Genomic DNA, 22,204 nt, shown 5'->3' with positions numbered 1-22,204 from the left:
CATCACGAAGTCGAGCGTTGGACAAGATTGGCGACGACCAGAATGATGAAGACGCCGAACAAAAAGCTTCCAGCGGATATCCGCCGCCGACGAATTGGTTTTTGGACGTTTCGCATGGACATGGTCCAGATGACGCTTGGCAATCGAACAGGTGGATTTTAGTTCCTACCGCAGCGGTTCAGGAACGAGCGTCATGTCCGCGATTTGAGCAAGGGCTCATCGGAAGACGCTCATGAACAATTCTGATCCTGCCTTCTCGCTCGCCCGTATAACCAGGGTAACGGACGATATCTGGGTTGCAGACGACAAGCCGATCAGCACGGCGGGTTTGCCTCTGCCCGTCCGCATGACTGTCATTCGGTTGTCGAACGGGGATCTGGTGCTGCATTCACCAGTGCGATATTCGCCGGCCTTGCGCACCGAACTCGAGCGCGTGGGATCAATCAAGTATCTGCTCGCGCCAAATGTCGCGCATTGGATGTTTTTGCCCGATTGGCAAACACAGTGTCCGCGGGCGCTGACCTTTGCAGTGCGGGGGCTCGCCGGCCGGAAACAGGTCAGACAGGCCGGTCTTCATATCGATCGCGAGCTCGGCGACATCACTCCGCAAGAGTGGGCAGGCGAGCTCCAGGCGGTTTTCATAAATGCCCCGATGTTTTCGGAAGTGGAGCTATTCGACAAGCGCAGCCGCACATTGATCCTGACGGATCTCGTGCAGAATCTCGATGCAGACCATCTTTCGGGACCAGCTCAGGCCGCCGCAAGTCTGCTTGGGATCGCCAAGCCGGACGGCAAGGCGCCCATCTATCTGCGGCTGCTGTTGCATCTGGGCGGCCGCGCCGTGCAGGCTGCGGCAGAGCGGCTCGTCAGCCTGGGTCCTGAGCGGGTGATTTTTGCCCATGGAGACTGGTTCGATTCCGACGCAGCCGAGCGTCTTCGTCGCTCGTTGCGATGGCTGCTTCCGAGCCGTACGCCGGGCCTGACCTCACAGTCCATGTCCGGCACCCGCGTCGTCATAACCGGTGCATCCAGCGGAATTGGTCGTGCTGCGGCGTTGGCATTCGCGCGGCAAGGCGCGAGCTTGGCTCTTGCCGCGCGCCGTGGCGAGATCCTGACCAATCTTGCGGCGGAGTGCGAGGCGGTCGGCGGCCGTGCCCTGGCAGTCCCGACCGACGTCACGGATCCCGATGCGGTGCAGAGGCTTGCCATGCAAACCGAAGCAGCGTTCGGAGGTATCGACGTCTGGATCAACAATGCCGGAACCGGCGTGTTCGGCGCCTACCAAAACGCGGATCTTGCCCTTCATCGTCGAACGATCGAGGTCAATCTCCTGGGCACGATGCACGGCGCCTTCGCGGTGCTTCCGTTCTTTTTGCGTCAGAAGCGAGGTATCCTGATCAATAACATCTCTTTGGGAGGTTGGGCGCCGACACCGTTCGCGGCTGCCTATACGGCCAGCAAGTTCGGGCTGCGCGGGTTTACGGCGAGCCTGCGCCAGGAACTCGGCGGCTATCCGCATATCCACGTCTGCGGCGTTTTCCCGGCGATGGTGGATACCCCGGGCTTTGTCCATGGCGCCAACATGTCCGGGAAGAAGCTCGATCCCGGTCCGCTGCTGTACCAGTCCGAAGATGTTGCCCAGACCTTTCTGAACCTCGTCCGCAAGCCTCGCAATGAAGTGGCCGTCGGGTGGCCCGCGCGCGCCGGTCAACTGGCATTCGCTCTCGCCCCGAAATGGACAGAAGACACGCTGGGAACGGCGTTCCGATTTCTGCTGTCGCGGGCGCGACGGGCGCCGGTCACAGAAGGGAGCATCATCGACGCCAGTCCGCTTGGCGTCTCGGTCGATGGTGGCTGGCTGGCTCGCAAGCAGCTTCCGCCGGCGGGCGCGATCGGCAAGGGTCTGGCGGTGCTTGGTATTGCCGCGTGCCTGGTATTGATCGCATCGGCTGCCGCCCGACCGCCTCGGCGTCATATGAAGACCCGCGGGCAATCTCATCGCCGATCTCATAGGCCCGCACATCCTACTTAAGCGTAGCGAGAAACGCCGCAATGTCGCGTGCGTCCTTCTGCGAGATGCCCATGCTTGGCATGGCGTTGCCTGGCAAGGCCCGCTGCGGATCCTCGATCCAGGCCGCCATATTGTCCGGTGAGTTCTGGATGTAGCCGGCGATATAGGTCCGCGTGCCGATCCGATGCAAAGGTGGCCCAACGTTCCCGTCCGCTCCGGCAACGCCGGGAATGTCGTGACAGCCGCCGCAATGATAGTTCTTGACGAGGTCGGCGCCCCGGCGCGCATCGCCGTTGAAATTGTCAGGGCCCGCAGCTTTGGCGTCGCCGCCGCCGATCATCGCCATCCCCATCAGCGAGGTGATCAGCAACCGTGCGGCAAGATGATCGCCCATTCGATACTCCGATCAGGGCTTCTGGCCGAAACTGAAAGTCTTGGTTGCTGACCAGGGATCGGTCGTCGAGACCTGCTCGCTTGGGACCTGCTCGACTTCGGGTGAGAGCGGGTTTGCCGAGAGGGTGCGGCCCCACTGATGGCTCGGCTCGTTACTGATCTTCCCGATGTAGGTCACGAGATCCCAGATCACGCTGTCGGGCAGCACGCCGCCCCAGGCCGGCATTCCGTTCGGCCGGCCCTGGTAGATCGAGAGGTAGATGTTTTCAGGCTGCGAGCCATACGTGAACGTGCTGTTGCTCAGCGCCGGGCCCATGCCGCCGCCGCCATTGGAGGCATGGCAGCCGCTGCAATTGAAATTGATGAAGTACGTCATCCCGCGCTGCTCCGCATTCGGATCGCCTTGCGAGGGGTTCTTGATCTCAGGTGGATCTGGCTGCGCACCCGGATGCAGATGACTGACCGGAACCTGCATGAACACGCCGGGCCGGCCGTTGCCGACGCTGCCGCCGAAGTTCGGGCGCGGGGACAGCGTCGGCATCTGTGCCTCCTGCGATTGCGGCAGGCTTTGCTGGGCGTGAACGGAATGGTTCACGGCGATCAGCAGCAATAGAGACATGGCAGTCGCACGCATCACTCATGTCCTCCGGAAGCGGTTGCGGGGCGCTCAACCAGGGGCACGCCGTAGCTGCGCAGCAGCGAGGCGATGTCGGATTGGTGCTCGTCGATGAATTCATCCAATTGATCGCGCAGAGCGTGGTCGCCCTTGCGTACGCCCATCGAGATCGCGAACTGGAATTGCTGGGGTGCGAAGCGCTCGCCATCCTGCACCGCTGTGACCGTCAGGGGCACGGCGGAATGCCGAGCGAAGTAGCCGCCCAGCGGTCCCCAGGCCGCGGCGACGTCGATGTCGCCGTGCGCGACGGCCTCGATCAGCCGTGCGGGCGGATCGGCTTCCCGATAATCTCCATAGATCGAGTATCCCCGGACATTGTCCACGATGCCTTGCTCACCGAGAGCTTCGGCCGGCGGCGGATTGTTGCCGTCGTCACCGACGAGATGGACGCCGATGACAAGGTGATGAAGGCGAGGATCGAGCAGAGAGGATAGATCGAGGTGCTTGTCCTGTCGGGTGACGAACACGTAGGTGGAGCGATAGTACGGCCTGGTGGTCTCCACGAGATCGTAGCCGGCGGGTACGCCCATCACGACGTCGCACTTCGCGGCCTTCAGCGTGTTGCGGATGAATCCGCGTCGCTGCGCCCACCAGGTGTAGCTGACCTGCCGTCCGAGGAACTGCGCGAGCATCGTCGCGACTTTGTTCTCGAAACCGGCTTCGGCTTGGTTGGAAAACGGCAGATTGTTCGGATCGGCGCAGACGCGCAGCTCACCATCCGCTGCGGCAATCGCGGGAGAGGCAAGCCCGATCAAAGCCCCAAAAGTGAGGGCGATACAATTACTGCGCACGCGCATGGCCGTTGTCCTGACCATTGGGGCCGCCCAGCTTGAAAACCAGCAGCTCGCTGCCGCCCGCGGTGTAGAACGGCAGATCTTGCGTCGCGCCCGTGAAACCGAGCGCGCTGTTGCGGACGCGCTGATCGACCTCGGCGTTGGCGACGACACCGGGCCAACCGCCGACGCCCGACAGGATCGCGATATATTGCTGGCCGTCCGAGCCGCGATAGGAAATCGGCTGCCCAATGAATCCGGAGCCGGCGCGGAATTGCCAGAGCACCTTTCCGTCCTTGGCGTCCACCGCCTTGAACAGGCGATCCATCGTGCCGTAGAACGCGACATCACCGGCGGTCACGAGGGTGCCGCTCCAGACCGGCAGCTTCTCGTGGATTTCCCAGGCTTTTTTCCGCGCGATCGGATCCCACGCCATGAACTCGCCGCGATAGCCGCCTGGTCCGGCATACATGTCGACATCGGCGCCCACATAGGGCGTGCCGGCGATATAGCCGACCTGTGAGGCCTTGAAATCCATGCAGAGGTGCTGGTGCGGTACGTAGAGCAGCCTGGTCCGCGGCGACCACGCGGTAGGCTGCCAATCCTTTGCGCCGGGGGCCGCCGGACAGATGTTTTCCACGGTCTTGCCGACGAGCGGGGTCTTTTCCTCGTTGGGAATGATTTTGCCGGTCTTCAGATCGACGCCCTTGTAGCTGTTCACGAACTCATAGGCATCCGCCGAGATCACTTCCCCGGTGGCGCGATCGATGACGTACATGTAGCCGTTGCGACCGGGATGAATCAGAACTTTACGGGTTTGCCCGTTCAGCGGGAGATCGACCAGCACGTTCTCGTTGATCTCGTCATGGTCGAAAAGATCGTGCGGATTGACCTGATAGGCCCATTTGGCGCGGCCCGTATCGGGATCGCGCGCGAAGATCGTCGTGCTCCAGAGATTGTCGCCCGAGCGCTGGTTTGCATTCCAGGGGCTGGGATTGGCAGTGCCGTAGTAGATCAGGTTGAGCTCGGGATCATAGGAGATCCATCCCCACATCGTGCCGCCGCCAATCTGCCAGCGATCGGCGGGCCAGCTCTTCACGCCGAGATCCTTGCCCTTGAGGTTGTCGTAGAACGGCTTGAAGTCGTCGCCGATCAAAACGTCCTTGTCGGGACCCGTCGTATAAGCGCGCCAGGCGATGGCGCCTGTGTTCTCGTCGAGCGCGGTGACCCAGCCGCGCACGCCCATTTCGCCGCCGCTGTTGCCGACGAGAACCTTGCCTCTCACGATGACAGGCGCCATCGTGATGGTCTCGCCCTTGTTGATCTCGCCGAGCTTCGTGTGCCAGAGTTCCTTGCCCGTCTTGGCATCGATCGCGACCGAGTGATTGTCGAGCGTGTTGAGAAAGATCTTGCCGTTGTCGAAGGCGAGCCCCCGATTGACCACGTCGCAGCAAGCGACACCTGCCGCGGCGGGTTCAGGCTTCGGCGCGTAGGACCATTTCAGCTCACCCGTGGTGGCGTCGAGCGCGAAGACGCGGTTTGGATATGGTCCGGCGTAGGGACCGACCACGTACATCGTGCCGTCGATGACGAGCGGCGCCGCCTCCTGGCCACGGTCCGCACCAATCGAGAACGTCCAGGAAAGCTGAAGGCGCGTTGCATTGCTTGCGTTGATCTGGTCGAGGTCGCTATAGCGCGTATTGGCGTAGTCGCGAGCAGCCATTGGCCATTGACCCGGGTCTTTCATCCGGTCGGCCAGATCACTTTGCGCGAAGGCAGTTTGCGCGAAGGCGGTGGAGAGCAATGCGCCGAAAGCGCAAAGCGCGCCAATCATTCCGCCCAACCGCCGACGGACGCCAAGCATTAACATAGGTGAAGACTCCACGGCATTTGATGAGGCCGTGCCGCGTTGCAGGCCGTTTCGCGGATGTACAAACGTTGCGGGTCTGCTTGGTTCCTAGCGCCGCTATCTCACCACGTTCCCGGAGACGCCCGCCCCCAGGTCGACCGCGATCTGGTCTTCCTTGCCGTTGCATTTGGGATGGCCGAATCCCGACGGACTTTTGCCGTCGGGCCCGATGTCATAGATGATCGCGTCCTTCATGTTCGGGCTGACGCCCGCCGGGACGCGATCGAGACTGAGCAAGTGCCGTATGCGCCAGGCCACATTGTGGTCCGCGCAGGAGCTGTCGCCACTGACCCCCAGCGCGCCGGCGATGCCCTTGTCGTCATAGAGCGCAAGGCCGCCGCCGAAGACGATCACACCGCCCACGGCCTTTCCGACCATCGGATCGTGGTTGGTGCCGAAATCGTCGGGCGTGCCGGCATAGATCGCATCAGCGGAAGGCGGGCTGCTCAATGCGGCGCCGAACAGGAATCCGCCGGGCTGGGCGCCCGCGTAGAGATTGGCGGTCGCCATAGCCTTGTCCTTCAGGCTGAAAGCGTTTGCGGTGTTGGCCTTTTCGGCAGCGATCGCGCGGCTGCCGAGCCACTGATCGTCGACCTTGCTGCCGCTATAGGCGATGGCGCAGACGATCCCCTGGCGATTGACCACAGCCGCCCATTCGTTGTTGTCAAGCCCGCCGTTGCTCGGCCCTCCGCCGGGCTTGACGCTCTTCTTGAGAATGTCTGCAAGCTGATCATGGTCAACCGGGCAGGACGTTGCGGGACGCGGCTGGTCTTGCGCGATCGAGCCGGTGGGCAACGTGAAGCATGCCGCGATCAAGGCTGCGACTGGCAACGCACGAGGTCTGGCCATGTATCCTCCAAGAGAACTGTCATGGGAGCTGTCAAGCTCAACAGCGAACGTCGCTTTGCACGCGCGGTTCCTATGATCCTCAGCCGGGTCGAACGGGAGACAGGCCGGAATGCGGGTCCATCGAGGTCAGCCAGCGGTGTGCGAAGAAGAGCGCGGCACCCGTATAAAGGATGCCCATGGGGACCCACATCAGCATGCCCGCAAGTTGCTGGTCTTCGAGCGGCGTCAGGCCGAATTCAGCCGCGAAGACGCCTTGAGCTGGAATCCACAAGCGTGTCGACAGCGTCAGCAGCGCGCCGAGTACGCCGGAATGCAGCACCGTGATGAATAGGCAGACGATCGCAATGCCGTCGCGAAGCCGCACGCTGCGACCGCTTCCGCGGCCATGCAGCAGCACCCACCAGAACAGCAGCGCCGTTGCAAAGAAGCTGATGTGCTGGAAGCGGTGGACTCCGGTGTTTTGCAGCGCAAGGGCATAGAGTGGAGGCGCGTGCCAGGCCCAGAGGGCCAAGCCATGCAAGGCAGTCGCACTGACAGGATGGCTGATCAGAGCCCATGGCCGTGCCAGGATCGGCCAATTCAAGGCGCGGCCGATCGCAGGGCGAAGCGCAGCCGGCAGGCTCCACATCATCGGTCCGTTGATCCGGGCAAACGCCATCAAGGGAGCGCCCACGACCATGAGCAGTTCGTGCTCGATCATGTGGGCCGTGAACAGACGCTCGCCGAGCCAATGCAGCGGCGAGGTGAGGGCGAGCGCTACGACCAGCCATCCTGTCCAGAACGCCGCGACCTGGGCAAAGCTGACGCCGCGCCCGCCGCCGGCATGGTGCCAGAGTCGCTGCGTTCCCATGTAGAAGCCGATACCGGCGATATAGAGCGGGCTCAAAAGCCAGGGATCAAAGCTCCAGAGCGATCCTGGATCGACCTCCGAAAGGCCATGAGCCATCGCCGGCCCGGCAAGCAGGCCGAGCAGCAATCCTAGCAGCCTCATCGCAGGCATGGGCTGATCATCAGCGAAGCCGCGAGCTGGTTGGCGATGACGAGCGCAAACAGGATGCCGGAGCCGACGCCGAGCCATGCCATGAACGTTCGGGGACCGCCTCCTTGCGCCTCGGCCCATTCCGCGCCGGCGCCGCGACGAACCGCCCGTGCCGAGATCACGGTGCCTGCGAGGGCGACGACAGCCAAAACAGCGCTCATGATGGTCCCGGTCAGCCGTGTCGTCTCGCACGAGAAATGAGCGAGCGCGTAGACGCCCTGCAAATTGATGCCCCAGGCGAGCGGCCCCAGAGCGACACCGGCCCAATAGAGCAGCCTCGGATGTGCGTCGTTGACGGTCATAGGCGAGGCACCCAGTCGAGCAGCACATAGAGCGGCAACCAGGCCAGCACGACGAAATTCCAGTAGAATGCGTTATCGGTGACGTCGCTGAACCGTCGCGGCTTTGCATGGGCCGTGAACATCAACACTGTCAGCACCACCGTGTCGCCGAGATCCGTGGCGAGATGCGTCGTGTGCAGTCCGAGGATCAGCCAGACGACCGACCCATAAGCAGAGTTGTCCCAGCGCGTGTTGAGGTGAGCGAATTCGATGCCGCGGAAAACCAGCAGCACGATCCCGATCAGCGACATCACGATCAATCCGGTACGCACCTTCGCAAGATCCTGCCGCTTCGCCGCGCGATTGGTCATCTCATTCGGGATAATGCTCAGCAGATAAATCGCGACCTCGACGGTCCCGGGCCAGAGATCTGGCGGGGCGGCGCCGATCGGCCAGTCCGAATTCACCGCATAGAGATAAAGATAGGCGCCGATCGCAATCGCGAATCCCATGCCTTCCAGTGCCATGAAACCCATGGCGCCCCACCAGGGGCCGCTTCGGGGTCCGTAGCCGTAGGTCGGAAGCGCGCCGACATTGCGGACGATGGTCTGTCTCACTCCTCGTCCTCCCTGCTGCCGGATGGCCAGAACCAGCCGATCAACGCAACCGCCATCGGCGGTGTGCCCCAGAGCACGGCCCAGGGTGTGAAGATCGACCCGACGAAGAATATCGTCGTCGCGATCGCCGTAATCAGCGGCCAGACGCTGGGCTCGGGGGAAGCCTCGCGAGTCTGCGGCTCGGCTTCCGCGAGGGACGTCAACAGCACTTCCCGCCGCTCGATGCTGAGACCCGCGACGACGGGCAGGCTTTCGTTATCGAACCACAGGGGATCGCGATGTTTGACCACGGGAATGCGATCGAAGTTTTGCGGTGGAGGCGGTGACGAGGTCGCCCACTCCAGCGTCGAGGCGTCCCAGGGGTTGTCGCCCGCAAGTGCGCCGCGGCGAAGGCTGTAAATCACGTTGGCGAGCAAAATCGCGAAGCTGATCGCGAAGACAACCGCGCCGCCGCTGGACACAAGGTTCAGGTGCGCCCAATCCATGTCGGCCGTATAGGTGTAGACCCTGCGCGGCATCCCGATCAGGCCGAGGATGTGCATGGGGAAGAATGCGACGTTGAAGCCGATGAGGGCGAGCCAGAAATTCCAGCGCCCCAGCGTCTCACTGAGCATGCGGCCGGTAATCTTGGGAAACCAGTAGTAGACGGCGCCGATCAGCGGAAAGACGGCGCCGCCGATCAGCACATAGTGGAAGTGAGCGACGACGAAGTAGGTATCGTGGACCTGGGTGTCGATTGGAACGGAGGCCACCATGACGCCGGACAGGCCGCCAAGCACGAAGACCACGATAAATCCGATCACGAACAGCAGCGGCGTCCTGTAGACGGGGCGCCCATCCCAGAGCGTCGCCAACCAGCAGAAGATCTGCAAGCCGCTCGGCACCGCGATCAGCATGCTGGACGCCGTGAACAGACCTGCACCGAGCTGAGGCAGACCGGTGACGAACATGTGGTGGACCCAGAGACCGAACGACAGGAACCCGGTCGCGATGAGCGAAAGAATGACCACGGGATAGCCGATCACGGGACGGCGGGCGAATGTTCCGAGAATCATCGACACCATTCCCGTTCCCGGAATGAAGATGATGTAGACCTCGGGATGCCCGAAGAACCAGAACAGATGCTGCCAGAGCAGGGGATGCCCACCCGACGATGGATCGTAGAAGCGCGTGTTGACGAGCCGGTCGAGGATCAGCGATGTCGACGCAACCATGATCGAAGGCATGGCGAACATCACCAGGAAGCTCGTCACCAGCATCGCCCACACGAACAGCGGAATGCGGTCCAGTGTCATGCCGGGCGCGCGAAGCTTGAACACCGTCACGACGATTTCCACGGACACGGCAAGCGCGGCGACCTCGGTGAAGGTGATCATCTGTGCCCAGACGTCCGGGCGCTTGGTCGGCGTGTACTGCAACGAAGAGAGCGGAACATAGGCAAACCAGCCGACATCAGGCCCGACATTGAGCAGAAAGGAAATCCACAGAAAGCAGCCGCCGAACAGAAACATCCAGTAGCTGAAGGCATTCAGACGCGGAAAGGCAATGTTTCGCGTTCCGACCATCAAGGGAACGAGGTAGACGGCAAAGGCCTCCATGACAGGCACGGCGAACAGAAACATCATCGTCGAACCATGCATCGTGAAGATCTGATTGTACTTGTCCGGCGACAGAAACGTCTGTTCTGGTCCTGCGAGCTGAATCCGCATCAGGATCGCGAGCGCGCCGCCGAGAAGCAGGAACGCGAATGCGGTAACGATGTATCGGCGCCCGATGACCTTGTGGTCGACGGACATCAGTGCGCCGAGCAGCCCTGACGGGGTACGCCACAGTCTCTCGAGGCGAGTGGCGAGCTCGAGGCCATTGAGCGCGTCGTCTCGCAATTCGCGTTCGTCGGCCAACACGGTCACTTGAGTTGCTCCAGATAGTGAAGGATCGCGATCAGCTCGCCGGACTGCAGCGGCATCCTCGGCATGTAATTGCCGGGCTTGATATGCTGGGGATCGGCGATCCAGGCGCCGAGCGTGGCAGGCGTGAGCGGCAGCGTTCCGGCCGCGACCGTGGTTCGGCTGCCCACATGGGTCAGATCGGGGCCCAATTGCCCACCGGCCAGCGTGCCGCGGATATTGTGACAAAGGGCACAACCTCTGGCGCGGAAAAGCTGCTCGCCTTGCTTGCCCAGCACGTCGGTCGGGCTGCTCGCGCTCTGATTTTCATGATCGCGCCAGCGGCCGAATTCGTCCGGCGACAACGCGAGCACGGCAACGGCCATATGGGCATGCTGTAATCCGCAAAATTCGGCGCATTGTCCGCGATAAACGCCGGCGTTCCTGGCTGTGAATTGAAGCTCGTTCTTCTGTCCGGTAATGAGGTCCATCTTCCCGGTCAGGCTCGGCACCCAAAAGCTGTGAATGACGTCGGCGGACTCCAGTTCGACCTTGACGGCTTTGCCGGTCGGAATCCGGATCTCGTTCGCAGTCACGAAGCTCCGATCCGGGCTGTCATCCTCATAGCGGACCTCCCACCACCATTGGTGGCCAATGATCTTGAGCGTCAGGGCGTTGTCGTCCTTGGCAAAGACGGTACGCTGACCGGCGTAGCTGACGATCGAAAGTCCAAGGACAATCACCAGGGTCGCGAACCCCAGGGCGAACACGACGCGACCAGTGGCTTTCTCGAAGTCCTGATGCAGAGCCAGCGGCCGTTCGGGCATGCGCTTTCGGCGCAACAAGCCGATGCCAAGGGCGATTACAACGGCGGTCCACACCACTGCCGCCACCGCCAGAAACAGCAGGAGGGTCCGCAGGATCTGGTCGGATTGCAGCCCCTGCGGTGCAAGCGCCGACTGCCTGCCCTCGCAGGCGGCCAGCGGCAACGTCACAAGTGTCACCAGAGCCGTTCGTATTCTGACGGGCATCGATGTTTCGCCATGCTCCCCTGCTGGCCGAACCGATCAATCCTTTGAAGGTTCCTATTGCCATGACGAGGCCGCGACGGGCGATCGTTGCCGGATCGACATCTTCAACGCGGTCAACGACTTCATGTAAATTGTCGAGAGTCCGACCTAGAGCGGCCATCCTTTGGTCGCGATGAAGATGGCCGCATCGGCGACGGCCATCAGCAGCAGGATGATGACCACGGCAAGCAGCGCCCCAGGCTGAAGAATTGCGCGCAAATCCTCGAGCATATGACGGGTCCATCAATGGATTGCGTGAGCTATCGTGTGACCGGCTTCTGCGGATCGTCCCGGCGTTGCGCTGCTTCGGTGTTCCGATCGAGCTGGGCGCGCTCGCTGCGGCGCAGATGCCCTGACCGCCAGACGCCGTACCAGATCGCTCCGCCGAGGACCAAAACGCCAAGACACAGCAACCAAACCGTTTTGACAGAGAGGTCTCCAAGAAGCATTCCTACGCCGGTGTTGCCCATGTCTGTGCTCCCGTTAGATAGGCGGGCAATTCGAGCGCGGCATTGTCGTTCCTAAACGCGGGTCAAGGCAGCTGTTATGGGGAGATGTGAGGCAATGTTCAGGATCGGCATCATCTCAGACACCCACGGTCTGCTGCGGCCGGAAGTGGAACAATGCTTCCGCGGGACCGCCCACATCATTCACGCCGGCGATATCGGTGCCGAGCATGTCATGGAAGGGCTACGCCGGATTGCCCCTGTCACTGCGATCCGGGGCAATGTCGATGTCGGCGATTGGGCCCGCTTCTATCCCGAGACGACGACCGTTCATCTCGCCGGGCGAGCCTTCTATGTCTTGCATGATATCAGCGAGCTGAAGAGCAGGCCCGCCCCCGCGGATGTCGAAGCCGTGATCTCTGGCCATTCGCATCGGGCAAGCCTCAGGACCACGGATGGTATCACCTATCTGAACCCAGGAAGCGCCGGGCCGCGGCGATTCAAGCTGCCGATCACGCTGGCAACGATCGACATCGACGAGCATGGCGAATTTCGGGTGAACGTACGCACCCTTGATGAATGTTCTCGATAGGTCGGCCGCCTGATGGGAAGCTAGGAACACTTTCGCTCGGGTTCTGTTAGCGCAGCGAATCTCGGAGGCGCTCCATGACCGAATATCCGAAGCCGCCATATCCCCCTCAGCATCAGTCCATGCCTGGCGCGACCCGCGCGATGAACCCGCGGCCCGACCACGGCGAAGAGAGTTATAAGGGCGCCGGTCGCCTGGCCGGCAAAAAGGCCATCATTACCGGCGGAGACAGCGGCATCGGTCGTGCGGTCGCGATTGCGTATGCCCGCGAAGGCGCAGACCTCGCTATCGCCTATTTGAATGAGGATGAGGATGCCGCGGAAGTCAAAGCGCTGGTGGAGCGGGAGGGACGGAAGGCCATCCTGATTGCAGGAGACATCCGCGACCCCGGCCATTGTCGCGCGATCGTGCGGCGCGCCGTCGAGGAGCTCGGCGGACTGGACATCCTGGTCAACAACGCCGCCCATCAGGCCACGTTCAAGGACATCGGCGATATCAGCGATGACGAGTGGCAGCGCACGTTCGAGGTGAACATCCATGCGATGTTCTATTTGACCAAGGCGGCCGTGCCCCATATGCGTCCCGGTGCTGCGATCGTGAATACGGCCTCGGTCAACTCCGACATGCCGAATCCGAGCCTGCTCGCCTACGCAACGACCAAGGGCGCCATTCAGAATTTTACCGGCGGGCTCGCCCAAATGTTGGCGTCGAAGGGCATTCGGGTCAATGCGGTTGCGCCTGGCCCGATCTGGACGCCGCTTATCCCATCGACCATGCCGGAGGAAACGGTCAAGAATTTTGGCAAGCAAGTGCCGATGCAGCGTGCAGGGCAGCCGGCCGAACTCGCGACAGCCTACGTCATGCTTGCCGATCCGCTGTCGAGCTACACCTCGGGAGCGACACTGGCCGTCACCGGCGGAAAGCCCTTCATTTAAGACGTTCCGTCTTGACCTCGATGCGAAACAACGGGCTTCTATCTGGCTTCAGAACCTCCAGCTTCCAGACACCGCCGGGCGCGAGCACATCTTCGATGTCGCGGCTGAGCAGGAGCGTTTTTCCAAGCCGCGGCCTCGTCGGGCAAATCCTCGCCGACCAGATCCTCGAAGGGATGACCGTTGTGAATGTTGAAATAGTAGCGTGGCATCTCGCCAGAACGTCCGATCTCGCTGCAATGTTCCGGCTGCATGCGGCCGCGCAATGGCTGGACCCGGCCGCCCCGCGCAGCCCCTCAGAGCATGATGACATAGACAGCAAAAGGCGATGTCCGCAGCCGAATCGGGAACCAGCAATGCGCAATCATCGCGATTTCGGTCGTCCTCGCAGGCGTCGGCGGCGCACCTTGCCGATCAGCTACGGAAGATCACCATGGCCGCAGCCCTCCGGTCACTCGCGGCAGCGCTCGTCATCGGTGTGCTGACCGGGCGGCGACGCTAGACGGGATAGCCGACGGCGAAGATCGGCGCTATCCAGAGGGGATGGCGCGCAAGCTCAAGACATATCAGACGTCCCTTGGCTTCCACGATCTCGCGGTCGCGGCGCCGTCGATGAAGGCCGCGCTCGAGGCCTGGGGCGCCGGAAGCAACCTCTTTCACCAGGGGTTGGCCACGGAGACCGATGACCCCGAGGTCGTTGCGGCGACCATGGCAAAGCCCGGCGTGGTCCTCCGACGGGCAGTCGGATCGAGCGGACGATTTTCCGAGCACTCCAGCATACCCTCGCAAGCGGCTGCGGATCGTGCGCATGAGCAGCCCGCGCCGCGCCGATCGAAGCCGCACGGGCGACAACCGTCCCAGGTCAGCAGCAAGGCCGCGCGACAAGCGGCTGCAAACTACGAGAAAGAGCAGCGGCGGCGCGAGGCGCGAAGCCGGCGCGAAGAAGCCGCCCGAGCGAAGGTCAGGGAGCGCCAGGAGCGGGCTATCGCAAAAGCGCAGGCTGCGCTCGAAGACGCCGAGCGGGAGCATGGAGCCAGGCTTGAGGCCATTGAAGCCGAGCGGGCCGCGGTGGACGCGCGGGCGGCTGCGGAGGATGAGCGGTGGGCCGGGCAAAAGGCCAAGCTGACGGCCGCGCTGCGTCGCGCGCGGAATAGCGAGTGACCAGCAGATGATCTAGAACAGGCCAGCTGAAGGGTTTGTCTTTGACAAACCCTTCAGCGAAATGAGGCCCGGTTCATTCGGTCTGTTCGACCGCTGCAGGCATCTTTGCCACCGACATCAGCGAGCGGGCGACCTGGTTGAGAAGCTGATCGGCATTCTCTTCTTCGGCAAGCGATTTCGAGAGCAGGCTGACGACGGCGCTATGGCGCAGTTGCTGGGCGAGATTGCGTGCGGTGGTGTATCCGGCGATCTCGTAATGCTCGACCCGCTGGGCTGCTCCGATCAGCGCCAGATCGGCTGCGGCATCCTCCTTCTCTTCGCCTTCGGCGATGATTTCCTGCCCTTCCTCGATCAGACCCATCATCCCCTTGCAGGGCTTGGCCCGCGCGGTCTTGCCGAGCATCTCGAAGCACTCATTGATGCGCTCGATCTGGGCCTCGGTTTCGTTCAGGTGCTGCTCGAACAGCTCGCGCAGCTGATCGAAACGCGCCGCCTGCGCCATTTTCGGCAGGGCTTTTGTCAGCTGCTTTTCGGCGTGCAGGATGTCGCGAAGCTCGTTGATCAGGAGATCGCCGAGACCGGCCTCGTCGACCGGCGGAGAACTCTCGGTGACAAGCGCCGTCGCCGGACCAGGGTCGCCGGCCTGGATAGCCGGGGATTCCGTAAAGACCCACTCGCCGCCCTCGTTCCAGGGGCCGCGGGTGTCGATCTCGCCGTGGTCGCCGGTTCCGGTCGAATCGTTGAAGAACTGGTCGACGAGACCGGGCGTGGGGGCAATCCGGCCGATGCTGAAGGCCGGCTTGGCCATGCTTTCGAGAGCCAGCGCGAACGCCTTCATATGCGTGATCTCGCGGGTCATCAGGAATTGAAGCGCGTCCTTTGTGCCCGCGTCGTCAGAGAAATTGATCAGCCGCTCGTAGACGATCTTGGCTCTCGCCTCGGCGGCGATGTTGCTGCGCAGGTCAACGTCGAGCTCGCCGGTGATCTTGAGGTAATCCGCGGTCCAAGCGTTGCCTTGGGAGTTGAACAGGTTCACGCCGCCGCCGCCTGCAATCGCAATCAGGGGGTCCGCCTCGGCGGCTTGGCGATCGAATTTCGACGGCTTCAGATGCATACGGGCGAGAGTGCCGACCACCTCGAGATGGCTGAGTTCCTCGGTGCCGATATCCATGAGAAGATCCTTGCGATCCGGATCTTCGCAGTTGAGCCCCTGTATCGAATATTGCATGGCAGCGGCGAGCTCGCCGTTGGCGCCGCCGAACTGCTCGAGAAGCATATTGCCGAACCTGGGATCAGGCTCGTCGACGCGGACGGTGAACATCAGTTTCTTGACGTGGTGGTACATGGATTGCCCTTGAGGTGAGAGAGACGCTCCACGAACCGGCGGACACTGACGTTAGTTCCTAGAGTTCGAAGTGGCTTTGTGAGGATGACCTTGCATCGCGCCGAGATGGATTCACACCTCGGTGGTATTGGGCCAGTGGGCCGATCAGGCATCGGTGTTGAAATCGCGCAACTCCCAGCTCTCCTCTTGGAACGTGGCCGTCAACTTTCGCATTATCGGCACGCGCAACCCAGGAGGAGAAGAAAATGCGAAGGCTTGCTATTGTAGCTTTGGCAGTCGGAGCGATTTCGGCTGCAACTGCGGCGCCCGCCGAGGCGCGCTGGCACGGTGGGGGATGGCACGGAGGGTGGGGCGGGCCTGGAATAGGCTTCGGCCTTGCTGCCGGTGCCCTGGCGTTTGGCGCCGCGGCAGCGGCTTCGCCCTACTATTACGGACCGGGATATTATCCAGGTCCCTACGCCTATTATGGCCCGGGGCCCTATGCCTATTACGGCCCACGCTACTACCGTCCGCGCTATTACCGCTCGTATTATCGGCCATACGGCTACTGGTGATGACAACGGCCCGGCTACAAGCCGGGCCTTCATCTCGACAGGCCTTGCCCCTCAGAAGCGGGCGTTCCGACTAATCCTTTGCCTTGTCCAGCTCCGCCGCAACCTGGCCGTAGTTCAACAGGGCGACCAACGTTGTCCCGCCGAGGATATTGCCGAGCAGAGTAGGGACGAAAAATTCAAGGAAGTATTGTCCAAACGAAGCTTCCCGAAGCAGCACCAGGTAAGCACACTCGACCGAGCCCGCGATGATGTGGGCAAACTGCCCGAGCGCCACGACGTAAGTCATGATCAGGACGATATGCGCACCTGATCCCTTGGTCGCCGGCAGCAGCCACATCATCAGCGCGATCAGCCAGCCGGCGAACCCGGCTCGGACCATGGTGGCCGAGAAATTGCCTTCGACAGTGTGCCGGCCAAGCTCGAGAAATGCATCATTGATTTTCGGTCCAAAGATGTCGGTGTGTGCGAGCACGTAGCTGACCGCCCACGTGCCGGCGATATTGGAGGCCAGCACGAGTCCCCACAGCTTCAGCACCTTGGCCAGCGTCGCGAGATTGCGGTGATGCAGCAGAGGAAGGATGGGTGTGAGGGTATTCTCGGTGAAGAGCTGCTGCCGTCCCAACACGACCACCAGAAAGCCGACGGTATAGCCCAGCGGCGCGACGAGCCGCCGGGTCCCCTCATCGGAGATCGCAGCCTGAAACTCGCCCTGGACCACGAGGGACAGTCCCATCGACAGGCCCGCGGCAAGGCCGGACAGGAGGATGGCCCACCACCGCCGCTTGAGTTCCTGCTCTCCCTCGGCTCGTATGGTTTCGTGAATCAGCGCGGCGCTCGGCCTGCTCTGAGACTCGATTTCCTCGGTCTGTCGCGGCGACACGCCATCGAGCTCGGATGCTGCATTGAATGAGGCTGCTTCGCTCGACTTGTTCAATGCGCGCTCGCAAAAGGCTGGGACTTTCGTTCAAAGCCGCCTGATGACGATCCGTTCCTCGCCGCCACTCCCCGGCACCGGGACAGGAGGGAGGCGTAAGGCCAAACCCGGTCATCTCTTGATCGCGTCTTCCAGCCGATCACGCCGGCCGCGATGTCAGGATATCCTACTTGGAAAGCCGCTTGATGGTCTTGGCCGCGTGGTTGGGCCCGCGCCATCCCAGAAATTTGAGCTCCTTGTTCTCAAGCGCGTTTGTCGCGCGGAAGAACTCCTCCAGCTCGCCGCATGCGCGCGAGGGGAGGTGGCGTATATCCTTGAGATCAGTCTCGAGGGGCGATCGGTCCGGCACCGCGAACACGCGATCGTTCCGTTCTTTTCTGCTGCCGCTCTTCTGCTCGACTTCGAGGACGCCGACCGGCCTGCATTTGAGCACGACGCCGGGATATGTCTTCGCATCATGGATGATCAGTACGTCGAGGGGATCGCCATCGGGAGCTTTGGTGGAAGGAATAAAGCCCCAGTCATACGGATAGCTCAGCCCTGCCATCAGCGGCTTTGCCAGCGTAAAGATCCCGAGCTCGGGATCGAAATCCAGTTTGCAGGAGCTCCCGCGAGGCGTCTCGACAACCGCGAAAATTTGTCCGTCGTCAGCCCATGTCGGCAGTTTGAGAAGGTTGGTCATCTCACGCACCCTGTGCTGCACCTACATCACGTGTCATCGCTCCGCGCGATCTTCCTGCACTCTTCAGAACGAGGGCCAAGCAATGATAGTTCCCGCGCACGACCTGGTGGTCACGCCAGGCGCGCAAGGCGTGAATTGAGTAAGCAACTCAAAAACCTGCAAACGGCGGGAATTCCGAGAACTAACCTATGTTCATGCGGGCATTGGCAAGCGGTTGTACAATCCATGCGTAGTGGAAGGAATGACCATGGGATTGAAACGCAAGCGCTTTAAACAGAAGGATTCCCTTGAGACCAGGCTCACGCAGTTCGCGCGGGATATGCGTAGGCGGGCTGATCAGAAGCCACCGGGGGATCAGCGAGATGCGTTTCTGAAGCGCGCTTACAATGCAGACCAGGCGATCGACCTGGAGCGGCAGCTTCGGGAGCATCGATAGGAGCGAACGACCGCAGGTTCGGTTGGTCCGGAGGGGAGCGCTCCCTCAACTCGGCCTCCATTCACGAAGGCCGTTCTGTTGAGAGGGCGCGGGGCTTTGGAATGCGAAGTACGATGGACCGTTCGCTTCGCTGGAAGACCAGTGCTCAAGGGGAACAAAATCCTGTAGATCTTCTTGACGTGTCGGGACAGCAGCGAAATGCGTTCACAAGTGCTGTCAAAATGACGCCGCCATGTTCCGCGAAACGAAGGCCGATGAGAGAATTCCCGAGAGGACCGCTGAAGTGGCGGCGTTCATCGCGGAAGAAGGCTTGCGATACGTCAGTGACGCAAAGCCGGGGTACACCCGCAAGCGCACCGGCACCACCTTCTCCTACTACGACCAGAGCGGCGCCCGCATCACGAACAAGGACATCATCCGCCGTATCAAGTCGATCGGCATTCCGCCGGCCTATGAGCGGGTGTGGATCTGTCCCGTTGCCAACGGCCATATCCAGGCGACGGGCTATGATGCACGCGGCCGCAAGCAATATCGCTATCACGCTAAATGGCGTGAATTGCGTGATCAGAACAAATACGAGCACGTCATGCAGTTCGCAGCTGCGCTTCCTGCACTGCGGTTCCGTGTCGCCGCCGACATGAAGCACGAAGGCTTGCCCCGGGAGAAGATTCTCGCGACCGTCGTCAGCCTTCTCGAGAAGACCCTCATTCGGGTCGGCAATGCCGAGTATGCCAATACAAACAACTCCTACGGACTGACGACCATGCGCCGCAGGCATGTGGCGATCAAAGGTTCGACCCTGAAGTTTGAGTTTACCGGGAAGTCCGGCAAGCAATGGAAGCTTTCGGTAGAGGACAGGCGCATTGCGGCAATCGTCAAGCACTGCGCCGACTTGCCGGGGCATGAGCTCTTCAAATATCTCGACGACGACGGCGAACCACGTACGATCGATTCCGGCGACGTGAATGCCTACATCAAGGAAATCACCGGGCAGGATTTTACGGCCAAGGATTTCCGAACCTGGGCCGGTACCGTGCTGGCTGCGCTCGCATTGGCCGAGTTCAAGACGTATGACTCCCAGGCTGAAGCAAAACGGAACGTCGTGGCCGCCATCGATAAAGTCGCCAGACAACTTGGCAACACGCCAGCCATTTGCCGCAAATGCTACGTGCATCCGGAAATTCTGGGCGCCTACATGTCTGGCGACCTGGCAAAAATGATCGAGGACAAGATCGCGGAGAGGTTCAAGCGTCAGTATAGCAAATTGAGCGCGGACGAAGTGATGGTCCTGGCGTTCCTGAATAAGCGGCTGAAGGCGACGCGCAAGGCGGGGGAGAGCGCCAAGCTCGCGGCGTGATCCTCATGCATTTGATCGAAATCTTCCTGCCTCTCAGCAACAACCACGGCAAGCGGTTTGATTCGAAGCTCTATCAGTCCCTGGAACACGAACTGACCGAACGCTTTGGCGGGGTCACGGCTTTCAAACGGGCGCCGGCCTCGGGCGAGAACAAAGAAGGGTCACAGGTCGTCCGGGATGAGATCATCATCCTTGAGGTTATGACCGAAGAGCTCGATCGTGCATGGTGGGCGGACCGCCGCAAACAACTCGAAGAGATGCTCGATCAGGACGAGATCCTTATCCGCGCCAGCGAAATCGAAAAGCTTTAGTCGTGAAGCGATGAAGGTTTGGTCTGCCGGCGCGCCTATCTGCGAGAGGCAAGGCTTGGACCCGGGGCCTTTGCCTCGATCGCGCCGCCCTGCAGCGCCGCCCGCCTTTCCGCGACCGCATGATCGAACAGCTCGAGGACGAGGCCGAATGCGGCCATGTCCTCCTGCTCGATGGCTCCCTCGTCGTAGCACTTGAGGGTCTCGCCGATGATCGCATCGACCTCCCGTTGCGATGCCAGCAGGTCCTGTTCGGACTCGGCACCGCGAACCTCCGACACCACGGCAAGAATACGGTTGCGATAGCCGGTGTTGTCGTCCCGCTCGTCCCGGTTCAGATAGCGACGCAGCCATGCGGCGGCCGAACCGATCCCGGACAGGAGCAGCAGGGCGAACCAGAAGTAGTCGCTGTACTTGTCCAGAAAGGTCCGCTCGGTCCCGTTGATGACCGCCGCGGCGCCCCTGTGCACGGAGGGCTCCGCCTCCTTCTCCGTATCCGGTTTCGTGATTTGCGTCGCGCCGGCGACACGTTGCGTGATCGTGTCGCGCACCGCGAAAAGCTGCCGGTAGAAGGCTGCCGCCTTGGCTTCCGACAGTTCTTTTCGGGCCAGGATGAGATGGTTGACGCTGATGGTGTCGATCTTGTCCTCGGGCCAGGCCGGGCTCGCGTTGAAGACGCTGCCGGGGATCTCCTCGGCTTCGTAGCGGGGATGCCGCAGGGCAATCGCCTCGGACGCGTCGACGGCAAGAAACTTCGGAGCCCCGCGCGACCGCGAAGTCGCGGCGATCGCGGCGGCGGTGATCTTGCTGTCGAGCGGACCGACCGCAAGATAGGCGTCGAGAGTGGCGTCCTGCGCGAGCTTTTCGATTTCGTCGGTCCCGAATTGAGCCGTGGCAACCTTGTCGGGCTGCACGCCTGAGCCCTCTAGAATTGTCCGCAGGACCGCGACGTTGGCGTCGGTCTTTCCGATGATGCCGACCTTATGCCCCGCAAGATCGGCGATCTCTCCGATCTTCGCGGCGGCCTTCTTCTTGGAGCTCTTGCCTGCGCGTCCAGACTGCGACCATATGACGACATAGTTCTTGCGCAGGACGGCCAGTGTCTGCGCATCAGCCGGCATGGCGAGGTCGCCGCGACCGATTGCCAGGTCGGTTTTGCCGGCACCCAGGAGGGCAAGCGATTCGGCCGCTCCGGCGGTGGCGATAGGGAGCAGTCTAACCGTCCTGCTTTCCTCTTCGAAGGCCTCCGCCATTGCTTGGACCACCTGGTGGTCTTCGCTGCCCGAGGGGCCGACGGCGATCCGAAGAGTCTCGGGCTGCAGGACGTAGAAGAGCGCCGCGGCAGCGGTGCCGAAGACGACGAATCCTAACGCCAACAGGATCAGGAGCCTTCGCTGGCGTCGATCGGGGGCTCTCCTGACTGCATCGGACGGTGGCATCAGCGGGCTCTCCGTGAGCAAGCGCCTGGGAGCTTGGAACGAACCGTCGCCCGACCCGAATGTTCCATCGCATGCGAGGACCTCTGCGGACGCGCGGGAACCTTGGCATCAATCGTGGGTTCTCGCATGCCGCATATGGCGGCGAGGAGAGAAAGATGAACAAGCTTCTGCTGAGCGCTGCGATGGCGGCGATGATCTCGACGGGCGCGATGGCGCAGTCCACCGTCGTCACCACCACGGGCGCGGGACATGCCGCCGCCGTACAGATCGAGCCCGAATACCGCACGAAGATCCGCACCTACGTTACCGAGCACAAGGTTCGTCCAGTGGAGACCCGCGAGAAGATCGTCGTCGGCCAGCCAGTGCCGCGCGAAGTCGAACTCGAGGCGGTGCCCGCCGACTGGGGTCCCTCGCTCACCAAGTACCGCTATGTCTATTCGGGCGAGCGCGTGATGCTGGTCGATCCGTCGACCCGCACGGTCGTCCAGGAGATCGACTAATCCCTCCAGTGGCGGGG

Annotated in this window: 25 protein-coding genes; 8 read left to right on the top strand and 17 right to left on the bottom strand. The window is 61.9% G+C overall.

What is annotated here, in order from left to right:
* Nucleotides 1-232: 232 nt before the first annotated feature.
* Nucleotides 233-2,032, top strand: coding sequence for an SDR family oxidoreductase (locus AOQ71_RS25510; RefSeq protein ID WP_057752727.1), 1,800 nt, complete (start codon nucleotides 233-235; stop codon nucleotides 2,030-2,032).
* Here the strand turns inward: AOQ71_RS25510 and AOQ71_RS25505 are convergent.
* From AOQ71_RS25505 to AOQ71_RS25455, 12 genes are all read right to left on the bottom strand, one after another.
* A complete protein-coding gene (locus AOQ71_RS25505) occupies nucleotides 2,025-2,405 on the bottom strand; it encodes a c-type cytochrome (protein ID WP_057752725.1) in 381 nt (126 codons plus the stop codon). The genes AOQ71_RS25510 and AOQ71_RS25505 overlap by 8 nt on opposite strands.
* Nucleotides 2,406-2,417: 12 nt before the next feature.
* On the bottom strand, nucleotides 2,418-3,038 hold the full coding sequence (locus AOQ71_RS25500) for a c-type cytochrome (protein WP_057752723.1): 621 nt from the start codon (nucleotides 3,036-3,038) through the stop codon (nucleotides 2,418-2,420).
* Nucleotides 3,038-3,877: a substrate-binding domain-containing protein gene (locus AOQ71_RS25495; protein WP_057752720.1), complete on the bottom strand. Its 840-nt coding sequence runs from the start codon at nucleotides 3,875-3,877 to the stop codon at nucleotides 3,038-3,040. Before AOQ71_RS25495 ends, AOQ71_RS25500 begins: the two co-directional genes overlap by 1 nt.
* A complete protein-coding gene (locus tag AOQ71_RS25490) occupies nucleotides 3,861-5,723 on the bottom strand; it encodes a methanol/ethanol family PQQ-dependent dehydrogenase (RefSeq protein WP_057752718.1) in 1,863 nt (620 codons plus the stop codon). The genes AOQ71_RS25495 and AOQ71_RS25490 overlap by 17 nt, the downstream gene beginning before the upstream one ends.
* Before the next feature lie 96 nt (nucleotides 5,724-5,819).
* The gene (locus AOQ71_RS25485) at nucleotides 5,820-6,611 is read right to left on the bottom strand and encodes a heme-binding protein (RefSeq protein ID WP_057752716.1); all 792 of its coding nucleotides are present in this window, start codon (nucleotides 6,609-6,611) and stop codon (nucleotides 5,820-5,822) included.
* Between the two features lie 79 nt (nucleotides 6,612-6,690).
* The gene (locus AOQ71_RS25480; RefSeq protein ID WP_057752714.1) at nucleotides 6,691-7,611 is read right to left on the bottom strand and encodes a cytochrome c oxidase assembly protein; all 921 of its coding nucleotides are present in this window, start codon (nucleotides 7,609-7,611) and stop codon (nucleotides 6,691-6,693) included.
* Entirely contained in the window at nucleotides 7,599-7,952 is a 354-nt protein-coding gene (locus AOQ71_RS25475) for a hypothetical protein (protein WP_057752712.1), read from the bottom strand. Before AOQ71_RS25475 ends, AOQ71_RS25480 begins: the two co-directional genes overlap by 13 nt.
* On the bottom strand, nucleotides 7,949-8,548 hold the full coding sequence (locus AOQ71_RS25470) for a cytochrome c oxidase subunit 3 (RefSeq protein ID WP_057752709.1): 600 nt from the start codon (nucleotides 8,546-8,548) through the stop codon (nucleotides 7,949-7,951). The genes AOQ71_RS25475 and AOQ71_RS25470 overlap by 4 nt, the downstream gene beginning before the upstream one ends.
* Nucleotides 8,545-10,452: a cytochrome c oxidase subunit I gene (ctaD, locus tag AOQ71_RS25465; RefSeq protein ID WP_430648653.1), complete on the bottom strand. Its 1,908-nt coding sequence runs from the start codon at nucleotides 10,450-10,452 to the stop codon at nucleotides 8,545-8,547. The genes AOQ71_RS25470 and ctaD overlap by 4 nt, the downstream gene beginning before the upstream one ends.
* Before the next feature lie 2 nt (nucleotides 10,453-10,454).
* Nucleotides 10,455-11,429 carry a cytochrome c oxidase subunit II gene (gene coxB / locus AOQ71_RS25460; protein ID WP_245317120.1) on the bottom strand — a complete coding sequence of 325 codons (975 nt, stop codon included), beginning with the start codon at nucleotides 11,427-11,429 and terminating at the stop codon, nucleotides 10,455-10,457.
* Between the two features lie 183 nt (nucleotides 11,430-11,612).
* Entirely contained in the window at nucleotides 11,613-11,735 is a 123-nt protein-coding gene (locus tag AOQ71_RS49790) for a hypothetical protein (protein WP_283809612.1), read from the bottom strand.
* A 29-nt stretch (nucleotides 11,736-11,764) separates the two neighbouring features.
* On the bottom strand, nucleotides 11,765-11,974 hold the full coding sequence (locus AOQ71_RS25455; RefSeq protein ID WP_057752704.1) for a hypothetical protein: 210 nt from the start codon (nucleotides 11,972-11,974) through the stop codon (nucleotides 11,765-11,767).
* A 94-nt stretch (nucleotides 11,975-12,068) separates the two neighbouring features.
* Here AOQ71_RS25455 and AOQ71_RS25450 point away from each other — a divergent pair, with 94 nt between their 5' ends.
* Nucleotides 12,069-12,542 carry a metallophosphoesterase family protein gene (locus tag AOQ71_RS25450; RefSeq protein ID WP_057752702.1) on the top strand — a complete coding sequence of 158 codons (474 nt, stop codon included), beginning with the start codon at nucleotides 12,069-12,071 and terminating at the stop codon, nucleotides 12,540-12,542.
* Between the two features lie 74 nt (nucleotides 12,543-12,616).
* Nucleotides 12,617-13,474: an SDR family oxidoreductase gene (locus AOQ71_RS25445; RefSeq protein WP_057752700.1), complete on the top strand. Its 858-nt coding sequence runs from the start codon at nucleotides 12,617-12,619 to the stop codon at nucleotides 13,472-13,474.
* A 38-nt stretch (nucleotides 13,475-13,512) separates the two neighbouring features.
* Here AOQ71_RS25445 and AOQ71_RS50375 read toward each other — a convergent pair whose 3' ends face one another.
* Complete coding sequence (locus AOQ71_RS50375) at nucleotides 13,513-13,683, bottom strand: DUF6894 family protein (protein WP_430648652.1); 171 nt, start codon at nucleotides 13,681-13,683, stop codon at nucleotides 13,513-13,515.
* Between the two features lie 331 nt (nucleotides 13,684-14,014).
* Here AOQ71_RS50375 and AOQ71_RS25440 point away from each other — a divergent pair, with 331 nt between their 5' ends.
* Nucleotides 14,015-14,632, top strand: a complete 618-nt coding sequence (locus AOQ71_RS25440) for a hypothetical protein (protein ID WP_057752697.1) — start codon at nucleotides 14,015-14,017, stop codon at nucleotides 14,630-14,632.
* 73 nt (nucleotides 14,633-14,705) lie between these two features.
* Here AOQ71_RS25440 and AOQ71_RS25435 read toward each other — a convergent pair whose 3' ends face one another.
* Nucleotides 14,706-15,977, bottom strand: a complete 1,272-nt coding sequence (locus AOQ71_RS25435) for a DUF892 family protein (protein ID WP_057752694.1) — start codon at nucleotides 15,975-15,977, stop codon at nucleotides 14,706-14,708.
* A gap of 245 nt (nucleotides 15,978-16,222) precedes the next feature.
* On the opposite strand from AOQ71_RS25435, the gene AOQ71_RS43860 reads away from it, so the two are divergent.
* Entirely contained in the window at nucleotides 16,223-16,531 is a 309-nt protein-coding gene (locus AOQ71_RS43860; protein WP_083514489.1) for a hypothetical protein, read from the top strand.
* A gap of 70 nt (nucleotides 16,532-16,601) precedes the next feature.
* Here the strand turns inward: AOQ71_RS43860 and AOQ71_RS25430 are convergent, their stop codons facing one another.
* Together AOQ71_RS25430 and AOQ71_RS25425 are read right to left on the bottom strand one after the other, a co-directional pair.
* Nucleotides 16,602-17,465, bottom strand: a complete 864-nt coding sequence (locus AOQ71_RS25430; RefSeq protein WP_057752690.1) for a formate/nitrite transporter family protein — start codon at nucleotides 17,463-17,465, stop codon at nucleotides 16,602-16,604.
* 166 nt (nucleotides 17,466-17,631) lie between these two features.
* Entirely contained in the window at nucleotides 17,632-18,147 is a 516-nt protein-coding gene (locus AOQ71_RS25425) for an inorganic diphosphatase (RefSeq protein WP_057752922.1), read from the bottom strand.
* 668 nt (nucleotides 18,148-18,815) lie between these two features.
* On the opposite strand from AOQ71_RS25425, the gene AOQ71_RS25415 reads away from it, so the two are divergent.
* Together AOQ71_RS25415 and AOQ71_RS25410 are read left to right on the top strand one after the other, a co-directional pair.
* Nucleotides 18,816-19,940: a DNA topoisomerase IB gene (locus AOQ71_RS25415; RefSeq protein WP_057752684.1), complete on the top strand. Its 1,125-nt coding sequence runs from the start codon at nucleotides 18,816-18,818 to the stop codon at nucleotides 19,938-19,940.
* A 5-nt stretch (nucleotides 19,941-19,945) separates the two neighbouring features.
* Complete coding sequence (locus AOQ71_RS25410) at nucleotides 19,946-20,251, top strand: hypothetical protein (protein WP_057752920.1); 306 nt, start codon at nucleotides 19,946-19,948, stop codon at nucleotides 20,249-20,251.
* Nucleotides 20,252-20,286: 35 nt separating this feature from the next.
* Here the strand turns inward: AOQ71_RS25410 and AOQ71_RS25405 are convergent, their stop codons facing one another.
* A complete protein-coding gene (locus tag AOQ71_RS25405) occupies nucleotides 20,287-21,687 on the bottom strand; it encodes a TAXI family TRAP transporter solute-binding subunit (RefSeq protein ID WP_057752680.1) in 1,401 nt (466 codons plus the stop codon).
* Nucleotides 21,688-21,842: 155 nt separating this feature from the next.
* On the opposite strand from AOQ71_RS25405, the gene AOQ71_RS25400 reads away from it, so the two are divergent.
* Nucleotides 21,843-22,187 carry a DUF1236 domain-containing protein gene (locus AOQ71_RS25400; protein ID WP_057752918.1) on the top strand — a complete coding sequence of 115 codons (345 nt, stop codon included), beginning with the start codon at nucleotides 21,843-21,845 and terminating at the stop codon, nucleotides 22,185-22,187.
* Nucleotides 22,188-22,204 lie beyond the last annotated feature (17 nt).

The organism is Bradyrhizobium manausense (genome assembly GCF_001440035.1).
GTDB classification, from domain to species: domain Bacteria; phylum Pseudomonadota; class Alphaproteobacteria; order Rhizobiales; family Xanthobacteraceae; genus Bradyrhizobium; species Bradyrhizobium manausense.
The sequence above is the reverse complement of the archived record's forward strand: the minus strand, read 5'-3'. Positions and strand labels throughout refer to the sequence as shown.

Coding starts and splice junctions, on each gene's coding strand:
- AOQ71_RS25440 (WP_057752697.1), top strand. CDS start 14,015: ATGGCGCGCAAGCTCAAGACATATCAGACGTCCCTTGGCTTCCACGAT.
- AOQ71_RS25455 (WP_057752704.1), bottom strand. CDS start 11,974: ATGGGCAACACCGGCGTAGGAATGCTTCTTGGAGACCTCTCTGTCAAA.
- AOQ71_RS25500 (WP_057752723.1), bottom strand. CDS start 3,038: ATGCGTGCGACTGCCATGTCTCTATTGCTGCTGATCGCCGTGAACCAT.
- AOQ71_RS25415 (WP_057752684.1), top strand. CDS start 18,816: ATGTTCCGCGAAACGAAGGCCGATGAGAGAATTCCCGAGAGGACCGCT.
- AOQ71_RS25495 (WP_057752720.1), bottom strand. CDS start 3,877: ATGCGCGTGCGCAGTAATTGTATCGCCCTCACTTTTGGGGCTTTGATC.
- AOQ71_RS25425 (WP_057752922.1), bottom strand. CDS start 18,147: ATGACCAACCTTCTCAAACTGCCGACATGGGCTGACGACGGACAAATT.
- AOQ71_RS49790 (WP_283809612.1), bottom strand. CDS start 11,735: ATGCTCGAGGATTTGCGCGCAATTCTTCAGCCTGGGGCGCTGCTTGCC.
- AOQ71_RS25435 (WP_057752694.1), bottom strand. CDS start 15,977: ATGTACCACCACGTCAAGAAACTGATGTTCACCGTCCGCGTCGACGAG.
- AOQ71_RS25485 (WP_057752716.1), bottom strand. CDS start 6,611: ATGGCCAGACCTCGTGCGTTGCCAGTCGCAGCCTTGATCGCGGCATGC.
- AOQ71_RS25505 (WP_057752725.1), bottom strand. CDS start 2,405: ATGGGCGATCATCTTGCCGCACGGTTGCTGATCACCTCGCTGATGGGG.
- AOQ71_RS25450 (WP_057752702.1), top strand. CDS start 12,069: ATGTTCAGGATCGGCATCATCTCAGACACCCACGGTCTGCTGCGGCCG.
- AOQ71_RS25405 (WP_057752680.1), bottom strand. CDS start 21,687: ATGCCACCGTCCGATGCAGTCAGGAGAGCCCCCGATCGACGCCAGCGA.
- AOQ71_RS43860 (WP_083514489.1), top strand. CDS start 16,223: ATGCGAAGGCTTGCTATTGTAGCTTTGGCAGTCGGAGCGATTTCGGCT.
- AOQ71_RS25400 (WP_057752918.1), top strand. CDS start 21,843: ATGAACAAGCTTCTGCTGAGCGCTGCGATGGCGGCGATGATCTCGACG.
- AOQ71_RS25410 (WP_057752920.1), top strand. CDS start 19,946: ATGCATTTGATCGAAATCTTCCTGCCTCTCAGCAACAACCACGGCAAG.
- AOQ71_RS25490 (WP_057752718.1), bottom strand. CDS start 5,723: ATGTTAATGCTTGGCGTCCGTCGGCGGTTGGGCGGAATGATTGGCGCG.
- AOQ71_RS25480 (WP_057752714.1), bottom strand. CDS start 7,611: ATGCCTGCGATGAGGCTGCTAGGATTGCTGCTCGGCCTGCTTGCCGGG.
- AOQ71_RS25445 (WP_057752700.1), top strand. CDS start 12,617: ATGACCGAATATCCGAAGCCGCCATATCCCCCTCAGCATCAGTCCATG.
- AOQ71_RS50375 (WP_430648652.1), bottom strand. CDS start 13,683: ATGCCACGCTACTATTTCAACATTCACAACGGTCATCCCTTCGAGGAT.
- AOQ71_RS25510 (WP_057752727.1), top strand. CDS start 233: ATGAACAATTCTGATCCTGCCTTCTCGCTCGCCCGTATAACCAGGGTA.
- AOQ71_RS25475 (WP_057752712.1), bottom strand. CDS start 7,952: ATGACCGTCAACGACGCACATCCGAGGCTGCTCTATTGGGCCGGTGTC.